At 36.1% G+C, this 21,840-nt stretch carries 23 protein-coding genes; 16 read left to right on the top strand and 7 right to left on the bottom strand.

All coding sequences use genetic code 11. The annotated features are described in order from the left end of the window. Window positions 1–74 precede the first annotated feature (74 nt). On the bottom strand, window positions 75–947 hold the full coding sequence (gene ilvE, locus FW780_RS16030; RefSeq protein ID WP_149834587.1) for a branched-chain-amino-acid transaminase: 873 nt from the start codon (window positions 945–947) through the stop codon (window positions 75–77). 374 nt (window positions 948–1,321) lie between these two features. Then, window positions 1,322–2,188 (bottom strand): dihydropteroate synthase, encoded by an 867-nt coding sequence (gene folP, locus FW780_RS16025; RefSeq protein ID WP_149834584.1) that lies wholly within the window; start codon window positions 2,186–2,188, stop codon window positions 1,322–1,324. Between the two features lie 272 nt (window positions 2,189–2,460). Between folP and FW780_RS16020 the strand changes: the two genes are divergently transcribed. The 4 genes from FW780_RS16020 (at window position 2,461) to tpiA (ending at window position 5,429) form a co-directional block, all read left to right on the top strand. Further along, window positions 2,461–3,027 (top strand): DUF1599 domain-containing protein, encoded by a 567-nt coding sequence (locus FW780_RS16020; protein ID WP_047377066.1) that lies wholly within the window; start codon window positions 2,461–2,463, stop codon window positions 3,025–3,027. Window position 3,028: 1 nt separating this feature from the next. Continuing rightward, a complete protein-coding gene (locus FW780_RS16015; RefSeq protein ID WP_149834581.1) occupies window positions 3,029–4,138 on the top strand; it encodes a BT_3928 family protein in 1,110 nt (369 codons plus the stop codon). A gap of 144 nt (window positions 4,139–4,282) precedes the next feature. Beyond that, window positions 4,283–4,630: a TerB family tellurite resistance protein gene (locus tag FW780_RS16010; protein ID WP_142719433.1), complete on the top strand. Its 348-nt coding sequence runs from the start codon at window positions 4,283–4,285 to the stop codon at window positions 4,628–4,630. Window positions 4,631–4,670: 40 nt separating this feature from the next. Further along, a complete protein-coding gene (gene tpiA, locus FW780_RS16005; RefSeq protein WP_149834579.1) occupies window positions 4,671–5,429 on the top strand; it encodes a triose-phosphate isomerase in 759 nt (252 codons plus the stop codon). Between the two features lie 370 nt (window positions 5,430–5,799). Here tpiA and FW780_RS16000 read toward each other — a convergent pair whose 3' ends face one another. The 4 genes from FW780_RS16000 to dnaG all read right to left on the bottom strand — a co-directional run bounded on the left by FW780_RS16000 (window position 5,800) and on the right by dnaG (window position 10,551). Beyond that, window positions 5,800–7,068 carry an esterase-like activity of phytase family protein gene (locus FW780_RS16000; protein WP_149834576.1) on the bottom strand — a complete coding sequence of 423 codons (1,269 nt, stop codon included), beginning with the start codon at window positions 7,066–7,068 and terminating at the stop codon, window positions 5,800–5,802. A gap of 234 nt (window positions 7,069–7,302) precedes the next feature. Beyond that, window positions 7,303–7,686, bottom strand: coding sequence for a YciI family protein (locus FW780_RS15995; RefSeq protein ID WP_149834573.1), 384 nt, complete (start codon window positions 7,684–7,686; stop codon window positions 7,303–7,305). Between the two features lie 80 nt (window positions 7,687–7,766). Continuing rightward, on the bottom strand, window positions 7,767–8,453 hold the full coding sequence (gene clpP / locus FW780_RS15990) for an ATP-dependent Clp endopeptidase proteolytic subunit ClpP (RefSeq protein WP_034726592.1): 687 nt from the start codon (window positions 8,451–8,453) through the stop codon (window positions 7,767–7,769). Window positions 8,454–8,565: 112 nt separating this feature from the next. After that, complete coding sequence (gene dnaG / locus FW780_RS15985; protein WP_149834570.1) at window positions 8,566–10,551, bottom strand: DNA primase; 1,986 nt, start codon at window positions 10,549–10,551, stop codon at window positions 8,566–8,568. Window positions 10,552–10,700: 149 nt separating this feature from the next. Here dnaG and FW780_RS15980 point away from each other — a divergent pair, with 149 nt between their 5' ends. From FW780_RS15980 to FW780_RS22655, 10 genes are all read left to right on the top strand, one after another. Next, window positions 10,701–11,306, top strand: a complete 606-nt coding sequence (locus FW780_RS15980) for a transglycosylase domain-containing protein (protein ID WP_149834567.1) — start codon at window positions 10,701–10,703, stop codon at window positions 11,304–11,306. A gap of 2 nt (window positions 11,307–11,308) precedes the next feature. Further along, window positions 11,309–11,716 carry a tRNA (adenosine(37)-N6)-threonylcarbamoyltransferase complex ATPase subunit type 1 TsaE gene (gene tsaE / locus FW780_RS15975; protein WP_149834564.1) on the top strand — a complete coding sequence of 136 codons (408 nt, stop codon included), beginning with the start codon at window positions 11,309–11,311 and terminating at the stop codon, window positions 11,714–11,716. A gap of 68 nt (window positions 11,717–11,784) precedes the next feature. Then, window positions 11,785–12,975: an alanine dehydrogenase gene (locus tag FW780_RS15970; RefSeq protein WP_047381225.1), complete on the top strand. Its 1,191-nt coding sequence runs from the start codon at window positions 11,785–11,787 to the stop codon at window positions 12,973–12,975. Then, a complete protein-coding gene (locus FW780_RS15965; protein WP_149834561.1) occupies window positions 12,975–13,346 on the top strand; it encodes a DUF4258 domain-containing protein in 372 nt (123 codons plus the stop codon). The genes FW780_RS15970 and FW780_RS15965 overlap by 1 nt, the downstream gene beginning before the upstream one ends. Window positions 13,347–13,360: 14 nt before the next feature. Beyond that, window positions 13,361–14,134, top strand: coding sequence for a histidine kinase (locus FW780_RS15960; RefSeq protein WP_149834558.1), 774 nt, complete (start codon window positions 13,361–13,363; stop codon window positions 14,132–14,134). Continuing rightward, window positions 14,109–14,819, top strand: a complete 711-nt coding sequence (locus FW780_RS15955) for a LytR/AlgR family response regulator transcription factor (RefSeq protein WP_149834554.1) — start codon at window positions 14,109–14,111, stop codon at window positions 14,817–14,819. The genes FW780_RS15960 and FW780_RS15955 overlap by 26 nt, the downstream gene beginning before the upstream one ends. Before the next feature lie 110 nt (window positions 14,820–14,929). Then, window positions 14,930–15,319, top strand: coding sequence for a hypothetical protein (locus FW780_RS15950; RefSeq protein ID WP_149834551.1), 390 nt, complete (start codon window positions 14,930–14,932; stop codon window positions 15,317–15,319). Between the two features lie 96 nt (window positions 15,320–15,415). After that, window positions 15,416–17,704 carry a cation:proton antiporter gene (locus tag FW780_RS15945; RefSeq protein ID WP_241676921.1) on the top strand — a complete coding sequence of 763 codons (2,289 nt, stop codon included), beginning with the start codon at window positions 15,416–15,418 and terminating at the stop codon, window positions 17,702–17,704. A 102-nt stretch (window positions 17,705–17,806) separates the two neighbouring features. Continuing rightward, window positions 17,807–18,292 (top strand): hypothetical protein, encoded by a 486-nt coding sequence (locus FW780_RS15940; RefSeq protein ID WP_149834547.1) that lies wholly within the window; start codon window positions 17,807–17,809, stop codon window positions 18,290–18,292. Window positions 18,293–18,339: 47 nt separating this feature from the next. Continuing rightward, window positions 18,340–18,861, top strand: a complete 522-nt coding sequence (locus tag FW780_RS22655; protein ID WP_317131565.1) for a hypothetical protein — start codon at window positions 18,340–18,342, stop codon at window positions 18,859–18,861. A gap of 10 nt (window positions 18,862–18,871) precedes the next feature. Here the strand turns inward: FW780_RS22655 and FW780_RS15930 are convergent, their stop codons facing one another. Beyond that, window positions 18,872–19,519, bottom strand: a complete 648-nt coding sequence (locus FW780_RS15930; RefSeq protein WP_149834543.1) for a hypothetical protein — start codon at window positions 19,517–19,519, stop codon at window positions 18,872–18,874. A 445-nt stretch (window positions 19,520–19,964) separates the two neighbouring features. Between FW780_RS15930 and FW780_RS15925 the strand changes: the two genes are divergently transcribed. Both FW780_RS15925 and FW780_RS22590 read left to right on the top strand, forming a co-directional pair. Further along, window positions 19,965–20,987, top strand: coding sequence for a LysM peptidoglycan-binding domain-containing protein (locus FW780_RS15925; RefSeq protein ID WP_149834538.1), 1,023 nt, complete (start codon window positions 19,965–19,967; stop codon window positions 20,985–20,987). Between the two features lies 1 nt (window position 20,988). Further along, window positions 20,989–21,840, top strand: coding sequence for a DUF4280 and LysM peptidoglycan-binding domain-containing protein (locus FW780_RS22590; protein ID WP_174774468.1), 852 nt, complete (start codon window positions 20,989–20,991; stop codon window positions 21,838–21,840).

Genomic DNA, 21,840 nt, shown 5'->3' with positions numbered 1-21,840 from the left:
TAAAAACTACAATATTCAATTGTTTGAAAAACAGATGTATTTAACTGATAATTAATTATTTAAATTCTAAAAATCTACAATGACAGAACTCTTACCAATTTCAAATATGCCTGCTGTACTCTTCCACTTGCAGTGTTTTCCCAGTTTTTGGTGAAAGGGACATCATCAAGGGAATCCAAGGCAACTATTTCCGCTGCTGTACCACAGAAAAAACCAGCATCTGCACCGCGCATTTCTTCAGGTTTGAAAAAGGATTCTTTAACCGGAATATCAAGCTCCTCACAGATTTCAAAAACCGTTTGCCTTGTGATTCCCGGAAGAATACTTCCTTTGCCCGGAGTAAATAAAGTTCCGTCTTTTTCGTAGAAAACATTGGCTCCGGAACTCTCGGCAACGTTTCCGTTTTCATCCAAAACCAACGCTTCATCATACCCTTTGTCTTTGGCATCCTGACAGGCCAATATTGAGTTTACATAATGCCCTCCTACTTTGGCTTCCACTTTAAATGCCTTAGGATTTGGACGTTGAAAAGGGGACGTCATGATTTTCATTTTATCTGCCAGATAGCCGTTATTCCATTCCCAGGCAAGAAGAGATAAGTAAGATTTTTGACCTTTTGAAAGTGACATATTGGGTGAACACGTTACCAACGGACGGATATAAGCATCAGTAAAGCCATTACGATCCAGAAGTTCATAAGTAAGTTCTGTAAGCTGGTTCACGGAATAATCGAAGGGAATGTGCATCAATTCAGCTGATCTTTTTAGTCTTTCGTAATGTTCTTTTGCTTTGAAAATCTGGGTTCCGTGATCTGTGCTGTAGGATTTAATTCCTTCAAAAACAGAGTAACCATAGTGAAGTGATTGTCCATAGAGATCTGTTCCGGCATCTTTCGCTTTCATAAATTTTCCGTCAAAATAGATGGTCGTGTCGTCGTTGTAATACATGTTATAGAGGTTTATAAAAATTAACAAAAGGGAATAAAAAAAGCCCTCTCACGCTGTGAGAGGGCTCAATATATGTACAGTCATACATCTTCCTTCTCACAGACGCAAGGGAATAATAATGACGATAATAATTACTGATACTGATAATAACTGATACATATTTTTACTATAAAAATTAAAACAAAAAAAACCGTTTCATAATTTGAAACGGTTCTATATATAATTTAAATTAAAATCTATTTAAAATGCCGCTTCCTTCCTGCTGTTAATGACAGCAGCAATAATAGAAATGACAATAATATTTTTCTGATTCGTAAAATTCATACTGCAAATGTATAAACTTTTTAATTACTCACAAGTTTTTTTCGCACTTTTTATTTTTTTCGTAAAAAATCAATAAGCGTTTCCTTTGCCTGAGCCACATCATGAACCCTTAAAATCTTTGCTCCCTGTTCCAAAACTTTCCTATGCAGTTTCTGTGTTTCTTCATTGATATCCAAAGGTGATTTCCCCAGCGGTTTGTAAATAAACGACTTCCTGGAAATACCGATTAACAAAGGAAACCTTCCAAATCCGAGATAGTCAACCTCATGAATCATTTTCATCTGATCTTCTACTGTTTTCCCGAATCCAAAACCGGGATCAAGGATAATATCATTTACTCCTTTTTCTAAAAGTTCTTTTGTTTTTTGGGAAAAATATCTGTTAACTTCTACTGTTATATCTTCAAATCTGATCTTATCATGCATGGTATCATAAGAAGGATTCACATGCATCAAAATGTAAGGAAGTTTCGTTTCAGCTGCTGCATCAAACATTTCTGCATCATATTGACCACCTGAAATATCATTAATCAGATCAATTCCTTCATTGAAACCAAACTTTACTGTTGCTGCATAAAAGGTATCAAGGGAAATCAAGGCTTCCGGAAATTCTTTTTTAATCAGAGAAATAATATTTCCGATTCTGCTTATCTCTTCCTCGGCACTTAGAAACTCAGCGTTAGGACGTGTAGACTGAGGTCCGATATCCAGTATTTCCGCACCTTCTTTCAATAGTTTTTCGGCATGCTCCAGAGCTGCTTTTTCGGTATTGAATTTCCCGCCGTCAGAGAAAGAATCCGGTGTCAGATTGAGGATTCCCATGATCTTTGGCGTATCAAGCTGTACTAAACGGCCGTTACAATTGATTGAGTAAGTTGGAACCTTGGAGGGTTTGTGGGTTGGAGAGTTAGAGAGCATGGAAATTTATAATTGATGAATGATAAGTGATAAATTATTTTGTATTCTGCAAAATTAGTCATTTGTGAGTGTTTAATGAGAAGTTAGAAGCTAGAAATTATAAATGATGAATGATGAGTTAGACTCCTGCTACATTCTCACATCTTCCAATCCTAACCCAGCAACACGAATCCCGAACCCCGAAACTCTCAAACTCTCCCACTCACAAACTCATCTTCTCAAATTCAAAAATCTAAAACCGAATTCGTATATTTGGAAGATTAAGAAAATTTATGCTAAAAACATCAGTACAGTTCGAGAAAGTTATCAGTCAGTGTCGTGATCTTTTCGGTAAAAAATTACAGGATTACGGGGCTGCATGGAGAGTGCTAAGACCGAGTTCTATTACGGACCAGATTTACATCAAAGTCAACAGGATTCGCACGCTTCAGATGACTGATAAAAAAATGGTGGATGAGAGTGAGGAAGATGAATTTATCGCCATTGTGAACTACTCTATCATTGGGCTTATTCAGCTTGAGAAAGGTCTTTCCAATGATTTTAATGAAAATAAAGAAGAAATTTTAGGTCTGTATGACAAATATTCCAACGAAGCGAAGGCTTTAATGGAAAGAAAAAATCATGATTATGGGGAGGCATGGAGAGATATGAGAATCTCTTCAATCACGGATCTTATTTATCAGAAAGTATTAAGAACCAAACAGATTGAGGACAATCAGGGGAAAACAATCGTTTCGGAAGGGCTGGATGCCAACTATTTTGATATGCTGAACTATGCGGTCTTCTGCCTGATTAAGTTCTCGGAAAAAGAAAATCAATTTGAACCCAAAAATATTTAATATGCTCAAAGGTTTATTACGCTTTATTATTGCTGTTATTTTTATCCTTTCAGGCTTTGTGAAAGCCGTGGATCTGGTAGGTTTTTCTTTCAAAATGGAAGAATATTTTGCTCCTCCTGTTTTCAACATGCCGTTTTTAGAAAAGTTTGCCCTACTATTTTCTATTATTGTAGTGGTAATGGAGCTTTTCTTAGGATTTATGTTACTGCTTAAACTAAAGCTTAAATTTACCTTGTCCATATTAATTGCCCTTTGTATTTTCTTTGGGTTCCTTACTTTTTATTCGGCCTATTTCAATGTGGTAACAGATTGTGGGTGCTTTGGTGATGCCATCAAATTTACGCCTTGGCAGAGCTTCCTTAAAGATGTTATACTTCTTGCAGGATTAATTATTCTTTTCGTTCTATACAGAAAAGAATTCCGTAAAAAAGATGAGTATGGAATTACCCAAAAAGAGTCTTCCAATACATTTAAATATATTCTTTTAGCTGTTTTTTCTCTGGGAATGGTTTATGTTATGGCACAGGGAATTATGCATGAGCCGATCATTGATTTCCGTGATTATAAAATAGGAACGGACATTAAAGGTGAAAAGGTAAAAATTGAAAAAAATCCTTCTGAATACAAGACTTTTTATTCTCTGAAAAACCAGAAAACAGGAGCCGTTATCAAGGTAAATCAGGATGATTATATCAAAAAAACGGAATACTGGGCGGAAGGTTCTCCATGGAAAATTGAGGAAGGAAAAAATGAATCTGTGCTGATCAAAGAAGGCTACAAATCTGAGATTGTGAAATTTAAGATTGAAGATCCTACAGGAATGGAGGTTACGAACGAGATCATTAACGCTCCAAAAGCTGTTTTGGTGTTCTCATATCATCCAAAAGATGTTCCTGCTGATCTGCTTCAGAAAGTGGAAGCTAAGGTAAATACACAGAAAGGCGCTCTTATCTACGGTATTTCGACCTATCCGAATACTTTTAAAACCATTAAAAATGCAATGATGGACGGAACTGCCATCAAAACCATAGCGAGAAGCAACCCGTTTGTACTGATTCTTGAAAATGGAAAAATTGTAGACAAACAGCCTGCAAAGGACTACGTTAATTAATTATAAATGATGAATGATGAATTATAAATGATAGAAAGGAGGTTTTTACGAGAAATAATCGTACCTCAATTATCAATTATCAATTATCAATTATCAATTATCAATTATCAAATTTAAACACTAAACTTAAACATACAACAGTAAATGCAAAAATCAAATAAATCAATCGCCGGTTATCACTTATTAATGATCCTTTCTTCTGTAGACGGAGAGTTTGCTCCTGAGGAAGGAATGCTGGTACAGCAATACCTGGCGGATGAATTTCCGTTCAGAATGAACCTTGACAATGAATTAGATACATTAGCTCTTTTACAGCCTGAAGAATGGAAAGATCACTTTGAATTCCATGCAAGATGTTTTCATGATGATTCTACAGAAGATGAGCGTGTAAAGTTTGTTCAGTTTGCAAAATCACTGATCAAAGCAGATAATAAAGTAACTGAAGAGGAACATACGTTCTATGTTCTTCTGAAAAATCTATGGGGATTGTAATACACCACGAAAAAAGTAAATAAATCAATATATAAATCTTATGAGAAGAAAAATAGTTGCAGGCAACTGGAAAATGAACAAAAATGTAATTGATGCACAACAATTGATGATTCAGTTACTAAGCTATAAAAACAACAATGCTACCAACTGTGAGGTTTGGATCGCTCCACCTTCATTATATTTGATGATGGCAAAAGACATCTTTGAAAAGGACGAAATCGGTGTATTTTCTCAGGATATGAGCGAGCATGAAAGTGGTGCTTACACTGGAGAAATTTCTGCTGATATGCTGGAATCTATTGATGCTACCGGTTCATTAATCGGGCATTCTGAAAGAAGACAATATCATGGAGAAACAGACTCTCACTGTAACAAAAAGATCAAATTAGCGCTTGATAAAGGTCTTATTCCTGTTTACTGTAACGGAGAAACTCTTGAGCAGAGAAAAGCAGGACAACACCTGGAAGTAGTAAAAAATCAGACTGAAGTAGCTCTTTTTACACTTTCTGCTGAAGAGATCAAAAAAGTAGTGATTGCTTACGAACCGGTTTGGGCTATCGGAACAGGAGAAACGGCAAGTCCGGAGCAGGCGCAGGAAATTCATGCACACATCAGAAGTATCATTGCTGCAAAATACGGACAGGAAGTTGCTGACGAAATTTCAATCCTTTACGGAGGATCTGTAAAACCAGACAATGCAAAAGAAATCTTCTCTCAACCGGATATCGACGGAGGTCTGATTGGAGGAGCTGCTTTGAAATTAGAGGATTTCTCTAAGATTATTGAAGGTTTTAACTAAAATAAAGGAACTTTTAGAACAGACATGAAAAATTTCATTTTAATATTCTTCGGACTTCTTTTATTTGATCTTATTTATGTCTTTGTTTATGATCAGTTTTTAATTGGCATAAGACCTGACTTTTTGAGTTATCTATTGGCACTGATTAAAGTTCTGGTAAATTCTCCAGCCGTTTTATTTAATAAATTATTGCCTTTTTATGCTGATATTCCAACATATCAGGCAGTACTTTTATTGATAGGAAACGTTCTGATTCAAACATTCTTAGTTTATAGAGTTTTCTTTAAAAAGAGAAGAACTAGCTAAGAAATACTATACAATAAAAACGGCGGCATCAAAGATGCCGCCGTTTTCCGTTAAAAAAATCTAATTATTGAATATCGACTACGTACATAGTTCCTTTGTCTACCTTCCCTGTTTTAGGAAGAATTTTAGCTTTAGGGTTTCCATTTCCATCATCTACTACTCCAAAGTCATCATCATTGAAAACAGCCAGTTTATTATTTCCTAAATAAACGATTCCCTCAAACTTATCATGCTCATAACCCAGTTTTGCAACCAGATCTACAGCTAATGTTTTGGAAACAGCTTTTATCCCTGCACTGGTGATTTCGTCCCATGAGCATTGTTCCAAAGCTTTTCCATTAATTTTCATCCCGTCTACCGCATTAATATCAGTTCCGTTCACATCGGAAGCATTGCTTAGATTGATTCTGTAAACTTTTTTAATTCCTCCCTGAGATCCGAAATATCCATCTCTTTCAATCACCAGGAATTCATTGTTACTTATTGCAGTAATATCACAAACCGAATCAGAAGCGCCTCCATCCTGCTTGTATAAAAACTGTTTGGTCTGCCCTGTAATAATATCAAATGTGACAATTCTCGTTAAAGTGGTATTGGTTGCCAATGCTTTGCTGGGTACAAGCATCATAGACTGTATGGTTCCTACCAAGGTTCTTCCGTCCGGAGTAATACATAGACCTTCCATACCTCTGTTAGCTCTTCTTTTGGCCAAAACAGCAGGTAATTTTCTTGGTCCGGTATTTACACCAATCGGACTTATTCTTTCCATCTCCATCCCGTCAGCACTATAATGCACGATGTGTGGACCATATTCATCAGAAACCCAGAATGTGCCGTCTGCAGCTGCAACAATACTTTCACTGTCCAGACCGTAATTATCTGTACCTAAAACATTTCCGGAAGCATCATAGGCTATTTCTCCGGTACTTCCCATTCCTATAGGGTTTGGTAATCCTGTAATAGGCTGTCCGGATGGATTTTTAAGTTTAATATATTTAATCACCTCTACATTTCCGTCAGCATTGATTTTAAAATGCATAATCGTAGGAGTAAAGTTGGGAGCAAGGAATTTTTTCCCATTTTGGAAATCAGTATTAGGTCCTCTATCTGTAATGACGTAGAATTCGCCTTTTCTTGTTGGATGAGCAGCTGCTCCGGAACCAAATCCTCCATTGATGACATCTACTCCGTTTATCGTAGCCAGTTTTGTAAATGGAAATTCCTGAGGTAGTTTGGAATAATTAATATCCTGATTAATTATTGTGGTATCATTATCACTGTTACATGAAGACAATACTGCCAGCACTACACCAGACAATAGTAATTTTTTCATATTCACTTTTATGGCTGCGAAAATAGAGATTGATTATAAACTGATCTTGAATATAATGATAATTGTATTTTAACATTGAAACCCACAGAATGAATTAAATACAAACAGAAAATCACCGGATATAGACAAAACAACAGACAAAACATTAAACAACAAAAATAAAGAAAGCACCATCAGGCGCTTTTCTAAGAGATAATGTGTGAAAAATCATCGAAATGAAATTCTTAATTCATTTTAATCATTTGAAGGATAAATAAAATTAGTTTCCTCTTCTTTTATTTTAATGGGTCGGATTTCAATAGTTGCAGAGGGCACATACTCAAATTCGGGATTCTCTTTTGCAATTTCAACAGCCTCATCAATACTGCTGGCACGAATATGATAATATCCTACCTGAACCTCCTTATTGGGATCTATCGGAATCATTGCCCAGTCCTCTTTATTTTTAGATAGTATCAGCCCCTCACGGATTATTGGCTGTGCTGCGATAAGCTGGTTTTTGCTTTTAAGTTTCTTAATATAGACTTCGCATTTTTTTATAAATGCTAAATGTTCATCGGCAGAAAGAGCAATCTTTGCATCACCTTCATTGCGGATATAAAACATAAATTCTTTCATATTGTATTTTTTAATTTTCAAAAATAAAAAAAGAACATATCATAAGATATGTTCTTTTTTAAAATATTCTTAAAAAATAATTATTTTTTCTCAGTAGATCTTTGCAGAACCTCATCTACCATTCCGTAGCCTTTCGCTTCTTCAGAAGTCATCCAGTAATCTCTGTCAGAAGATTTTTCTACCCACTCGTAAGTTTGTCCTGAGTGATGACCAATGATTTCATAAAGCTCCTGCTTCAATTTCAGCATCTCTCTCAGGTTGATCTCCATATCAGAAGCAACTCCCTGAGCCCCTCCTGAAGGTTGGTGAATCATAACTCTTGAGTGCTTAAGCGCAGAACGTTTTCCTTTTTCTCCGGCAACCAATAATACAGCTCCCATTGAAGCAGCCATACCTGTACAGATGGTAGCTACATCCGGCTTAATGATCTGCATTGTGTCATAAATACCTAAACCAGCATAAACACTACCACCAGGAGAGTTGATATAGATCTGAATATCTTTTGACGGGTCAGCACTTTCTAAGAATAAAAGCTGTGCCGTAACGATATTTGCTACCTGATCATCAATCCCTGTTCCCAGGAAGATAATTCTGTCCATCATCAGACGAGAGAAAACGTCCATCTGAGCAACGTTTAATCTTCTTTCTTCCATGATGTACGGAGTAAGATTCGTTGGGCCATACATTCCCATATACTGATCGGTAACCAAACCGTTGTTTCCTAAATGCTTTACAGAGAAATCTCTGAAATCTTTTTTAATGTCCATATTTCTATTATGTATTATTTTTATACTATTCTCGAAGTTTAAATTACAATATTTATTCCTAAAATTTTATAGGACTTTTTGTCACAGAATATCAAAAAAACTGACTTAAAAACTATCTTCTTCTATCTCCATAAATTCCCTTGATAGGCGAATATTCGATGATATTACTCAATCGCATTGAAGCCTGTTTCAATAAGGTAATCTTTTTGATCAGCTCATAATATTTTACTTCGTCAGTATCCCTGTACAGATCCAGTTCTTTATCTGTTTCTGTGATTAAATAGTCAATATACCTGTACTTATGCAATAAAACATCTCCCTGTATCTGATCTGCCACTTTATCTCCATAATTGGGAGGATAAATATTTCTGGAAGCCCAGTTTTCCAGATCATCCAAAGGAATCAAAGCATCTACAACCTTTGTGGTAATCTCTTCATCCATAAAAGATACAAAAAAGTTTCCACTTCTCAGCTCATCTTTCTGAATTCCTTCTCTTACCTCAGTGATAATAATTTCATTGCCTTTGACTAAAAATGCATACTGCTCTTCTTCAAAATGATGAAGAATTTCCTCAATTACTGTAATCTGGTATTCTTCACCTTGCTCATTTCTGCGTTTCAGAATAATATCCCCAAATGCCAGCATGTGTTCTACAAGTTTATTTTCCATGAACAGAACATCAAACAGGAAAGGATCTTCTTTTTCCTTTTCCAGAGGAACAATCTCCATCTTCGGAGCAGCTTTTTCCTTCTGTTGCTGCTGAACATGATGAGTCTGATTCTGTGTGATCTGCTTCTGAACATCAAGCTCATTGAAAAGACTCTGCTCAGAAAGACCGAATTTATTGGAAACTTCTTTAAGGTAAACCTCTCTTTTCAGTGCATTCTGTACAAAAGAAACAGATTTTACGATATCCCTTATCGCTTCTGCTTTTTTAATAGGGTCGTTACCAACATCCCTCAACAGAATTTCCGCTTTGAAGTCGATGAAATCCATCGCTTCATTTTCGATGTACTTTTCAACGTATTCCTGCGGATGCTTTCTGGCGAATGAATCCGGATCATCTCCATCAGGGAAAAGCAATACACGGATATTCATTCCTTCCGTAAGCAGCATATCTATACTTCGGAAACTGGCTTTAATACCGGCATTATCACCATCAAAAAGAATAGTTACATTCTCCGTAAGCCTTTTGATCAGTTTGATCTGCTCTGTCGTCAGAGACGTTCCGGAACTGGCCACCACATTTTCAATTCCGGACATATGAAGTGAAATTACATCCATATATCCTTCCACCAAAAGACAGCCATTTTTTCTTGAAATTGCCTGCTTACTTTGGTTTAATCCATAAAGGACATTGGATTTATGATAAATCTCTGTTTCCGGCGAATTGAGATATTTTGCAGTCTTAACATTATTTTTAAGAATCCTTGCCCCAAAACCAAGTACTCTTCCTGAAAAACTGTGAATAGGGAAAATCACCCTTTCCCTAAAACGATCTACCCCTGCAGGTGTATTTTCAGGGAAAATAGAAAGTCCGGACTTCTCAAGAATTTCTTTGGTGTATCCTTTTTCCAGCGCATAAGCAGTAAAAGCATTCTTCTTTTCGGGAGAATATCCTAGCTGGAATTTTCTGATAATATCGTCCTTTAGCTCTCTTTCTTTAAAATAAGCCAATCCGATACTTCTCCCTTCCTGGTCATCCCAAAGAATCTCCTGAAAATAGGTATTGGCAACCTCGTGGATTTTATACAGCAGATCTTTTTCAGTCTGAGCATTTTTTGCTTCTTCGGAAATTTCACGCAGATCCTCTTCAATTTCAATTCCGTACTTTTTGGCAGCGTGGCGAAGGGCTTCGGGATAAGTAAAGTTCTCAATTTCCATAAGGAAAGAGATGGCTGTTCCTCCCTTCCCGGTTGAGAAATCTTTCCAGATCTGTTTGCTTGGTGAAACAACAAAACTCGGAGATTTTTCTTCATGAAAAGGACTGAGTCCTTTAAAGTTAGACCCTGCTCTTTTCAACTGCACGTACTCACCCACAATCTCTTCAACGCGGATCGTGGAGAATATTTTATCAATGGTCTGTTTGGAAATCATGCTGTAAAATTAAGTATTTTATAGAGAAGTTGGAAGCGTTTTTAGTAAGAGAGTCGGAGGGTTTGAGAGTATAAGGAATAAGAAATATTACTATAATTATAGAATTTGTAATTGATTATCTATTTTTGAATAACCATGAAATTACTTTTATGAAATATTTGAAAAGACTTTTAATTGTTGCATGCATTTTTTTTATCCTGGTCTTCCTTTACTTAGAATTTGGTGGCAGATTCGTTTTAAATACTGATAATAAAAGGGAAATCACCTGGAATATGCGCATAGATAAAAAGTTACCAGACAACTTCATTAACTTTTATAATACGGTGTATCCAAATTCTATGTCTCAAAACTCATGGGATTTCTACATAAAAGCCTTTACCCAATCTAATCCCAATGTAAATGAATGCCCTTGTCGTGAAACGGGTAATAGAATTATGCCCACTCTAAATATTCAGAATAAATCACCCTTAGATTACTTTCTTCTCATAAGATACATTGAGCAAAATTACACTCAGAAAGATTGTTTGAATTTTAATTTCAGTAATTTTGACTTCTTAAATAATAATAAAGGTATTGAACAGGTTTCACGATCTGTGTTTAATAAACCGGCTAAAGAACTGCATCCTCTTGAAATGGGAGAAATACTTGCCCTGTACAATAACCCCCGTAAAAGTAATCGCTATAGAAATCCTGAATATGCAAAGGAAAGAGCAACCTATTTTTATAATTTGTATTTAAATAATTTGAAAAAATAAAGATGAATTATTCCATCAATAAAATCGAAGACTGGCAGGAAGTTGTTGACAGCATCATTCCGGAATTAAAGCATAATATCCTTTTATTAAAAGGAAATCTGGGTGCTGGAAAAACTACTTTCACCCAATTTCTGCTTAAAAATATGGGCAGCAAAGATGAAGTAAACTCTCCTACCTACTCTATTGTGAATGAATACAATACAGAAAAAGGAAAAGTATATCATTTTGATCTTTACCGCTTAAAAAACATTGAAGAAGTCTATGATATCGGAATTGAAGAATATCTGGACAACTCTTTTTTATGTATCATCGAGTGGCCGGAAGTGTATGAAGAGGAGCTTTATGGTCTCAACTATCACACAATGAGTATTGTGAACACGGGTGAAAACAGAGAAGTTTCATTCGATTAAATATTATGTATCTTTGCTCATAAATTGAGTGTAAATAACAATCTGTAAGACATAATTTAATTTAAAGGATGAGTACAAATATTTTTACTCCTTTCACAGAAGAAGAATTGATGCCGAAAGAGGAAAAATTGGAGGTTATTAAAAAGGGAAAACAGTTTAGTATTGGAATTCCTAAAGAAACCTGTCTCAACGAAAGGAGAACCTGCATTACTCCTGACGCCGTACAGGTGTTGGTAGAACACGGCCATGAAATTATTATAGAATCCGGGTCCGGGGAAGGTTCATTTTTTACAGATTTACAATATTCCGAATCAGGAGCGAAAATCACGAATGACCCTAAAGAAGCTTTCGGACAGGATCTTATTCTGAAAGTAAATCCTCCTACCGAAGACGAAATTGAATACATGAAACCTAATACTTATCTGGTTTCTGCTCTTCAGATCAACCTCAGAGACAAGGAGTATTTCTTAAAGCTTGCAGAGAAAAAAATAAACGCCATTGCTTTTGAATTTATCGTTGATGAATACAAACAGCTGGCACTGGTAAGATTAATTGGGGAAATTGCAGGAACTGTTTCTATTTTATATGCTTCAGAATTACTGGCCTTATCCAATGGCTTAATGTTAGGAGGTATTACAGGTGTAAGACCTGCAGAAGTAGTGATTCTCGGAGCCGGAATTGTAGGTGAATTTGCTACAAAAGCTGCAATAGGTTTAGGTGCCAGCGTAAAGGTTTTCGATAACTCTTTATCAAAGCTGAGAAGACTTCATACCATTGTTGACAGCCGTGTACCGACTTCCATTATTGATCCTAAAGAACTCAGCAAAAGTTTAAGACGTGCCGATGTTGTGATAGGGGCTCTTCCACGATTAAATATGACTCCTATTGTCACTGAAGATATGGTGATGAAAATGAAAAAAGGAAGTGTTATTATAGATATCACCATAGACAACGGTAAAGTTATCGAAACATCAGAACTGACTACTATGGAAGATCCGTATGTCATCAAACACGGTGTCATCCACTGCGGACTTCCGAACCTTACCTCAAGAATGCCGAGAACCACCACTAAGGCCATCTCGAATTTCTTCCTTTCCTATATTTTAAATTATGATGAAGAGGGCGGCTTTGAAAACATGCTGATCCGCAAAAATGAAATGAAGCAGAGCTTATATATGTATAAAGGAAGACATACCAAAAAGATCATCTGCGACCGTTTCGGACTTACGTACCACGATATCAATCTTTTAATTTTCTAATGAAAAAACTGAAATTTTATGCAATAGGCTTCGTTCCGGGGCTTTTGATTGTATTTTTTATTTTAAACAAAAAAGGGGCAAGCTGTAGCGGCTATTTACCAAACAGCCGTGTTATTGCTGAAAGTCTTTCCAAAGAATTCAAATATTCTGACGAGGCCAAAAATGCAATGGCAGTCTACAAGATTGATGAAAAATTTATAAAAGACAGCATTATTACCAACGGAAAAGTAGATTTTGACCGCAGCCATGCACAAAAGAAACCTTGCCCGAGCTATCTTTTGACCTATCCTGAAAAAAATCCGTCTTACGAAATCACGTATGAGAAATGCGAAGAAACAGTGATGGTAAACAGTCTTAAAAAGCTTAAATAGTTTAATACCATATAATGGACGGCAATTACTACATGATTCATGATTATCTGATATTCATCGGAGTTTTTGCCATTTTCCTGTTTCTTACGACCAGTATTTACCTTTTCAGCCAGAATCAGAAACTGAACCGGAGAAATACCAAATTATCGGAAACCAACAAACTTATTGAACAGCGTTTGAATGAAGTCCGTCTGGAACATATCGGTACAAAGCTGAATCCGCATTTGTTTAAAAATATTCTTAATTCGGTTCAGTCTCATGCTTATCAGACGTATATGTCGCTGGATAAACTGGCCAATGTACTGGATTATATTTTATACGAAAGCAATAATAAATATGTAAGCCCGAAAGAGGAACTCAATTTTGCTTTAAGCCTTATTGAAATTAATAAAATTAAGATCAACCCTCTTTTCGATTTCAGAATCAAATCAAGGATCAACAAGTCTGATTCTTTGTATGAGGAAAAAGTATTTGCTCCGCTAATCACTGTAGATCTTATTGAAAATGCCTTTAAACATACGGATTTTCTGGCTCAGGATTCTTTTATTTCCATTTATATGGAGCTTGAAAATGGTATTTTCACGATGAAAGTAAGCAATAAAGCTTCACTAAAGAATATACTGGAAAAGGAAAAAAGCGGTTTTGGAAGCCAGTCTTTTGATCAAAGGCTTAAAATGATCTACAGCACGTACTACCACCTGGAAAGGAGTACAAAAAACGGAGTCTTTACTGCAGAATTAAAAATCAATTTAGGAGAATTCTATGATAAAATGCGTTATTCTGGATGATGAATTACTGGCGATTAGCTATTTAAAACTTCTATGTGAACAGATCGACAATGTAGAGGTGGTAAAAGCATTCAATGATCCTAAAATTTTTCTAAACGAAATAGATAACATCGACTGTAATCTGTGTATTCTGGACATTGAAATGCCCGGAATGACGGGTCTTCAGGTAGCTGAGATTATTTCAGGTTCCAAAAAAATCATCTTTACAACGGCTTATAAAGAATATGCAGCCGAAGCTTTTGACCTGAATGTAGTAGATTACGTAAGAAAGCCTATCAAAAAAGAAAGACTGATCCAAGCCTTTGAAAAAGCTAAAGAGCTGGTGGAAGACACTCCTAAAAAAAGCTTCATCGAATGGAATACCAATATCGGAAAAACCATCATCTTTACAGAGCAGATTTCTTATATAAAAACCTCTGAAATTGACAGTAGGGATAAAGATATCATCCTCAGCGACGGAACCACCATCGTATTAAAAAACCTGAATTTCAAAAACCTTCTGGAAATGCTTCCGGCCAAAGATTTTGCCCAGGTCAACAAAAAAGAAATTATTGCACTTTCTTCTATTAAAGTATTTTCAACCAACGAAATTATTACAACAATTGCCACTGAAGACCATACTTTTCTGAAACTTCAGATCGGCGATGCTTACAAAAGTTCCCTGATGGAGCTATTCGGGAAATAGTCCTTTTTCAAATGTTTCCGGTTTCATTACAGAATTCCTATCCTTTATTACAACTCCCCTTTTTCAGTATACAATCCATTTATTTTTGCATAGAATTAATTGATTTTATAATGAAAAACTTTTTCTATGCTGCAGGAATTCTCATATCCGGCTTGTGCTTTTCTCAGGAAACGCCTTCAAAAGTAAAGGTCTCCTTTTTTGACGGAATAGCAGCAGCCGGATATGTAGATCATGGTGCTTTTATTAACTTTACCGGACCCAATGTAAGTCTTACCCACAAAAACGTAAAATTTATTTTAGGAATGCTTCCTTCATTAAGGATTAAAGAAGATCATTCATCCGGAACAAAAAACAGTCCCATTATGCCCACTCTGGGAGCAGGTTTAACGGTAGTTTATAAAAAGATTGCCTTTCAGATTCCCGCTTATTATAACACCAAAACAGCAGATCAGAATGGCAGCTGGAAAATAGGCTTCGGGCTCGGCTATTCATTCAAATAGATTTTATTACATTTTTTAGAACATTCATTACATTTAAAAAAAAAGAATATTTATCATAACTATATTCTTATCAAATTTGCATAAAATATTGGAATCATGAATTTGGGGAAATACAAAAATATTATTTTTTACATCAGTACCATTGCTTTCTTTTCTTGCCTTATGTACTGGTTTTTTATCCAGGGGAAGACACTGGAAATCGGGGAAAATATCACTCCGAGTAAAGCTACAGGGACTACAATGTGGGAAAATTTCGCAGATTCTTTTCTGACAAACCTTCATCATCCCTTAGCACTTCTTCTTGCCCAAATCGTGACTATTATTCTGGTCGCCAAACTTTTTGGTTGGATTTGTGTAAAGCTGAAACAGCCTTCCGTAATTGGTGAAATGATTGCAGGTATTGTTTTAGGGCCGTCACTTTTCGGATTGTATTTCCCGGAACTTTCTGCCTTTATCTTTCCTAAGGAATCACTTCCTAATCTACAGTTTTTAAGCCAGATCGGCCTTATTCTCTTCATGTATATTGTGGGAATGGAACTTGACCTGAGTGTTCTTAGAAAAAAAGCCCATGATGCCGTGGTAATTAGCCATGCAAGTATTATTTTCCCTTTTGCATTAGGGGTTGGCCTATCTTATTTTATTTATAAAGAATTTGCACCGGAAGGAATTCAGTTCAGTTCCTTTGCCTTATTTATAGCAATTGCAATGAGTATTACTGCGTTTCCAGTTTTGGCAAGAATCGTACAGGAAAGAAATCTACACAAAACAAAAATAGGAACCGTTGTCATTACCTGTGCTGCAGCAGATGATATTACAGCATGGTGTATTCTGGCAGCAGTAATTGCTGTGGTAAAAGCAGGATCTTTCTCAGGATCAGTATTTGTTATCTTAATGGCTATTCTGTATGTTTTCATTATGATAAAAGCGGTAAGACCTTTCCTGAACAGAATTGCTGAATCACAAAAGGGAAAAGGTTTCATCAGCAAATCACTTGTTGCTGTATTTTTCCTAATCCTTATTATCTCTTCTTATGCCACGGAAGTCATTGGTATCCACGCTCTTTTTGGAGCATTTATGGCGGGTGCTATCATGCCGGAAAATATTAAATTCAGAAATCTTTTCATAGAAAAAGTAGAAGATGTTGCGTTGGTTTTACTACTCCCTCTTTTCTTCGTATTTACAGGGTTAAGAACTCAAATCGGTTTATTGAATGATCCTCACCTTTGGAAAATCGGCGGACTGATTATTTTAACAGCTGTTACCGGGAAATTCGTTGGAAGTGCCCTCACCGCAAGGTTTTTGAGAATAAGCTGGAAAGACAGTCTCACCATAGGAGCTCTGATGAATACCCGTGGGCTTACAGAGCTTATCGTTCTTAATATCGGTTATGATTTAGGAGTATTAGGCCCTGAACTTTTTGCAATGCTGGTTATTATGGCTTTATTTACAACATTTATGACAGGTCCTTGTCTGGATTTCATCAATTACCTTTTTAAAGGAAAAAAATCAATGATAGAAGAAGATGAGCATGACGATAATGACACGAAATACAGAGTTCTTTTATCTTTTGAAACCGCAAAAGCAGGAAGCAAACTGTTGAAACTGGCAGATAACTTTACGCATAAAATGAACGGGAACAAAAGCGTAACTGCTATGAATATTGCTCCTGTAGATGAACTTCATGCCTTCGATATAGAAAATTTTGAAAAAGAACAGTTTAAAAATGTCATTGAAACCTCTCATGAGCTTCAACTTGAAGTTACTACCCTTTTCAAAGCTTCTACAGATGTTGAAAGTGACCTGACGAATATTACCAATAAAGGAAATTATGATCTTCTCCTTATCATGCTTGGAAAATCAATGTATGAGGGAAGTCTACTGGGAAGATTATTAGGATTTACCACCAAAATTATTAATCCCGAAAAATTACTGAACACGGTAAAAGGAAAAGGAAATATTTTCAACAACTCTCCTTTTGATGATCTTACACTTCAGGTTTTAGATAAAGCAACTATCCCAGTCGGGATCCTTGTTGACAAAGATTTTAAAACGGCAGACAAGATATTTGTCCCAATTTTTAATCTGAGTGATTTTTACCTTCTTGAATATGCTAAAAGGCTTATCAATAATAACAATTCACAGGTTATCATTCTGGATGCTGCAGGACAGATCCGAAACAATATTGAAGTGAAAGAGCTTATCAGAAGTATTGAACAGGTAGCCCCTAATCATATTACGCTGTATAATGAAAAAAAGATCGAGAAAGAGTTTCTGAACTCCCAAGATCTGATGCTTATCAGCAGTAAGAGTTGGAAAAACCTGATAGACACAAAAAGTCTTTGGCTTTCTGATATCCCATCTACACTGATAATTTCAAATCCATAGTCCCAAATAACACACCGATATTTCTATTTCTAGAAGCTGTAAATATTATTCGTTGTCTGTAAAGAAAAAACGGGTATATTTATAGCTTCAATTTTTTTGGACATGCTGATTAACAGTGAAAATGGAGTTATAGAGCTGGAAACCTTCAAGACACGGCTTTATCGAGGAATGAGTCTTGATCAGCTGAAGCAGACTGATTTTTATAAAGAAAAGTATCATAATTGTTGGGATGTAAAAACCGGATATTTTTGGTATTATTTTCAGCGTATAGAAATAAAAGGATATCAGGTATCTTTCAGTCTGTGTTTTTTCGGAGACCAGCTGGACATCATCCATATGAACACATGGGAAAATGGTGATGCCAAAGACTGGAATGAATGGACAGAGGAAAAAGAAATGAACGTTTTTCACAGAAACAACACCTTTCTCACTCAGATCCTGGATAGGTCTCCAACCCAAAAAAAGAAAAAACCTTACCCAAGCTGTACCTTCAAATTTCCCTGGGGAAATATATGGTCGGTCTACGATCCGAGAAGTGCCAGCAGCCTGATGGGAATCAATTTTAATGAAGAGGAAAAAAACAAATAAAATAACTTATAACCAAAGAACAAGACTTTAATATGTGCCGATACTCCATGATGGTTTACAAAGGACATTATGCCTGTTTCAACTGCCAGAAAACATTCAAACGCCGTCATTTAAAAGATGTGGACCGGGATACTCAGACTTCTGTAGAAGCCAAGTGCCCCGAATGTGGAAATTTGATGGCCAACATGGGACTTGATTTTAAATCCCCTCCAAAAAATGATGACAAACAATGGGCTCATATCCGGGATTTGTATACGGTAGGAATCACTTTTCATTCATGTGGATGCTCTGGTCCCGGATATATCCCTCAGGACAGAAAGGCTATTATTGCCTATCTGGAGAAAATCCGTTCAGAATATATGCATTCTCTAGTGTTCTGGAGATACCGGATTGAACCTGAGAATAAAAAGGAACGAGAACTGGATTATCAAAAAAATGGCAGTCATTTATGGGCTGTAAACCGGAATGCTTTTAAAGAAACCGTAACCAATCAGGAAGGAATTAATTATTGGCTCAAAAGAATTAATGAAGTGGAAGAAAGACTGAATATCATCAAAGCAGATCAATAATAGCAACCATTTAATCAGCTAATTTCAGAAGTCTTTTAAAATCCTCTGCAATACTCTTTTCCTGTTCAGCCGGATAATCCGCGCAGAAATTATATCCGTGTCCCGTAGTAGCATTGATTAAAATAATATTGCCGTTTTCAAAATAATTTCGGGTCATTGTAATTTCTGATTTTTTCAAATCAAATGCTTCCGTATCATTATTTTCTTTCATTGCTTTAGCATCATAGAAAAGCGGACGGTTATACCAGTATTCTTTCTCAAAAACAAATGAGAGCTGCCCGTTTAGAAGATAATATTCTATCAGCTTCTGCCACATGTCGCCATAATGCCTGGCAATAACTTTTTCCAAATGTTTATCCCTGTAATAAAATGTTGCTTCTCCTCCTTCTGCCGATTCTCCTTCAATATTTTTATTTTGGACAGAAGTCCATTTGGTGATTGAATTAATCCTTTTAAAATTGGCCTGAATTGGTTTTAGCCGGTTTTGTAAGCTCTTACTGTTTGTAGTATCCTTTTCGTTGAATGTTTCCTTAATTCTTACTGTATCCTTTGCTTTAGTGGCGAAAAAAACAGAAGACGACTTACTAAAGTCCTGAGCATTTCCAAAACTCAAACCAGTCAATACAATGAAAATTCCGTATAAAAATCTATTCTTCATGGCTGTTTTTTTATAGCTTTAAAATTAGTAATAACTTTTGGTTGTCATGTCTATAATGAAACCACAAGAGTCACAAAAGTTTTTTGTTGACTTATTTTAAGTTACTACGAACTATTTTAAAAGTTCACAATCTTGAAAATCCTTATTACAGCAGCTTAAATTTTTAGGAAATGGCACAATTGGAATGATAATCTTACCCCACAGTTTGTTATTCCATAGGAATCCAGCCTGCATCGTATTAAAAGTATCGGAAAGTCACAATTCTGGCAAACATCTCAACTGAAAACTCAATATTCCCCTCTCATGGAGGGGTGGCGAAAATTCAAAGAATTTTTGACGGGGTGGTTTTCACATGTCGTAATTCTACTACAATTTTTAAAATTTAACCCTAAAAATTAATTTCAAATAGAGTTTTTTAATAGCTTTATCCTATAATTCACATTGGATGGAAATTGATTTCTTACAATATCAGGTACGAAATGGAGACACGCTGACCTCTATCGCTTCCCGGCTGGGCATGACCGGCGAGGAGCTAAAGCTGTTTCACAATTCCCATTGCAAAAAGATGGATAAGGTTTGGTTTGAAAATCTTAATGAGGTTAAAAACGTCTTTGTTCCTACCCATTTTAAAACAGAGACACAAAAAGAACAGGAAAGAAAAAACAGTTTTCCTTCAAAATTTTCCGAGTCTTTTCTTGCTAAAACATATTCCGTGAATGAGACCTTTGAAAGCCCGTTTGAACCTTCGATTAGCATTGATTATACCATTGACTTAAATCTCCGTAAAGACAAAAACAAGGGACATTATATTCTGAGTTATAACCAAAAAGATTTTAAATCCGACGGAAATACACCTGATGATAAAGTAAGCAGCCTTTCTATTGCTTGCATGAAAAGTATTATGCCTCTAGAATTTATCATGAATGACAAGGGCCAAATTACCGGCTTTGAAAATCACAAGAAAATCACAGATACTTTTACCCATCAGCGCAAAGAGCTTGAGGAGTTTTATATAGGGGAAGTTTCTCAAAAATACATGGATTCGTTTGAAAGGAATATCAGCGATGAAACATTTTTATTACAGCAATTTCAGAGTATTCTCCTGTTTCAGACTTTATTTCCGAAAATAGATTGGTTTCAAAGAAAAAAGAATTGGACAGAACCTTTTTATTTTTTAAAGAATTCGTTTCCGGTATCCTGTGAACTCAATATTGAACAGGAAAATGATGATGACCATTCTGTTTTAACCATTTTAAACGGTAAAATCACCGAACTATGTACTCCACAGGAAATCTTACGGGGCATTAAACTTAAAGAATCTGCTTCTGAACCTGCACAAGGAAATATAGTATTAGAATACACCACCCACACTAAAAATAAGAATATTCTTCAGGCTAAAGCTTCAGTTTTACTCAGCTATGAAGATGAATTTATTCACCAACATCACATTAATATAACACAAGGATAATATGAAAAATTATGTTACACAAAAAGGCGATACATTCAGTTCGCTGGCCCGGCAGTTTAAGCTGAAAAATGAAGGCGTTTTAAAAACCTATCATAACCTCCACTGCCCGCCGGAAGATGTCATGCAGGAACCTGTTCCCGGAAAAACCATTATTATTCCGGAAGATCCACAGCTTATGGCCGATGAAACAGAACCTCAAAATGTCTCAACACTCTCTCAGGAAGAATCTGCAGAAAACGGGATTTCTAATGACGAAAACTCAACAGAAGAACCTACACCAAACGAAGAGCAGCCATCTGGAAAAACAGAACAGCAATCCAATAAAGAGGAAAAGCAAGATAAAAAAGAAGACAGCAGTTCAAGCCCTCATGAAGGAAAGTATTTCATTGTGCAGAAAGGAACAGTACAATGCAATCAGGGATTTAAATTTCCAAAATTTAAAGTAACCAGCCATCAGAAGCATTACTGGAATGATGAAGAAGGACAGGCAGATTATCTGGCAGTAACGGAGGATGATCTTCAGCTTGATCCTGTGGCACAGCCCTTTGGACAATGCAAACTTAAGCCAACTTCCGGAGGCTATCTTCCATGTGCTTATGCTCCTGCCGGAAAGTGGCAGAAAACCTATGAAAAAGTAAAAGTAATGGGAAAAAGTTGCCTTACGGAAATCTCAGAACTGATGTGCAGTACAGGAGGAAAAATAACCATTCTCAAACACGGCCAGCAAAGTGAAACAAGCAAAAGCCAGGTTGGGAAAGCTAATACGCAGGAACAGCAGGTTTACAATCCCGTTGTGGATTTTGATGAATTTAAGGAAGATACAAAAGGTACAGACGAACTTTATTACAGCTAA

Source organism: Chryseobacterium sediminis, assembly GCF_008386505.1.
Classification (GTDB): domain Bacteria; phylum Bacteroidota; class Bacteroidia; order Flavobacteriales; family Weeksellaceae; genus Chryseobacterium; species Chryseobacterium sediminis.
Note: the sequence above shows the minus strand (reverse complement) of the source record. Positions and strands in the feature narration are given on the sequence as shown.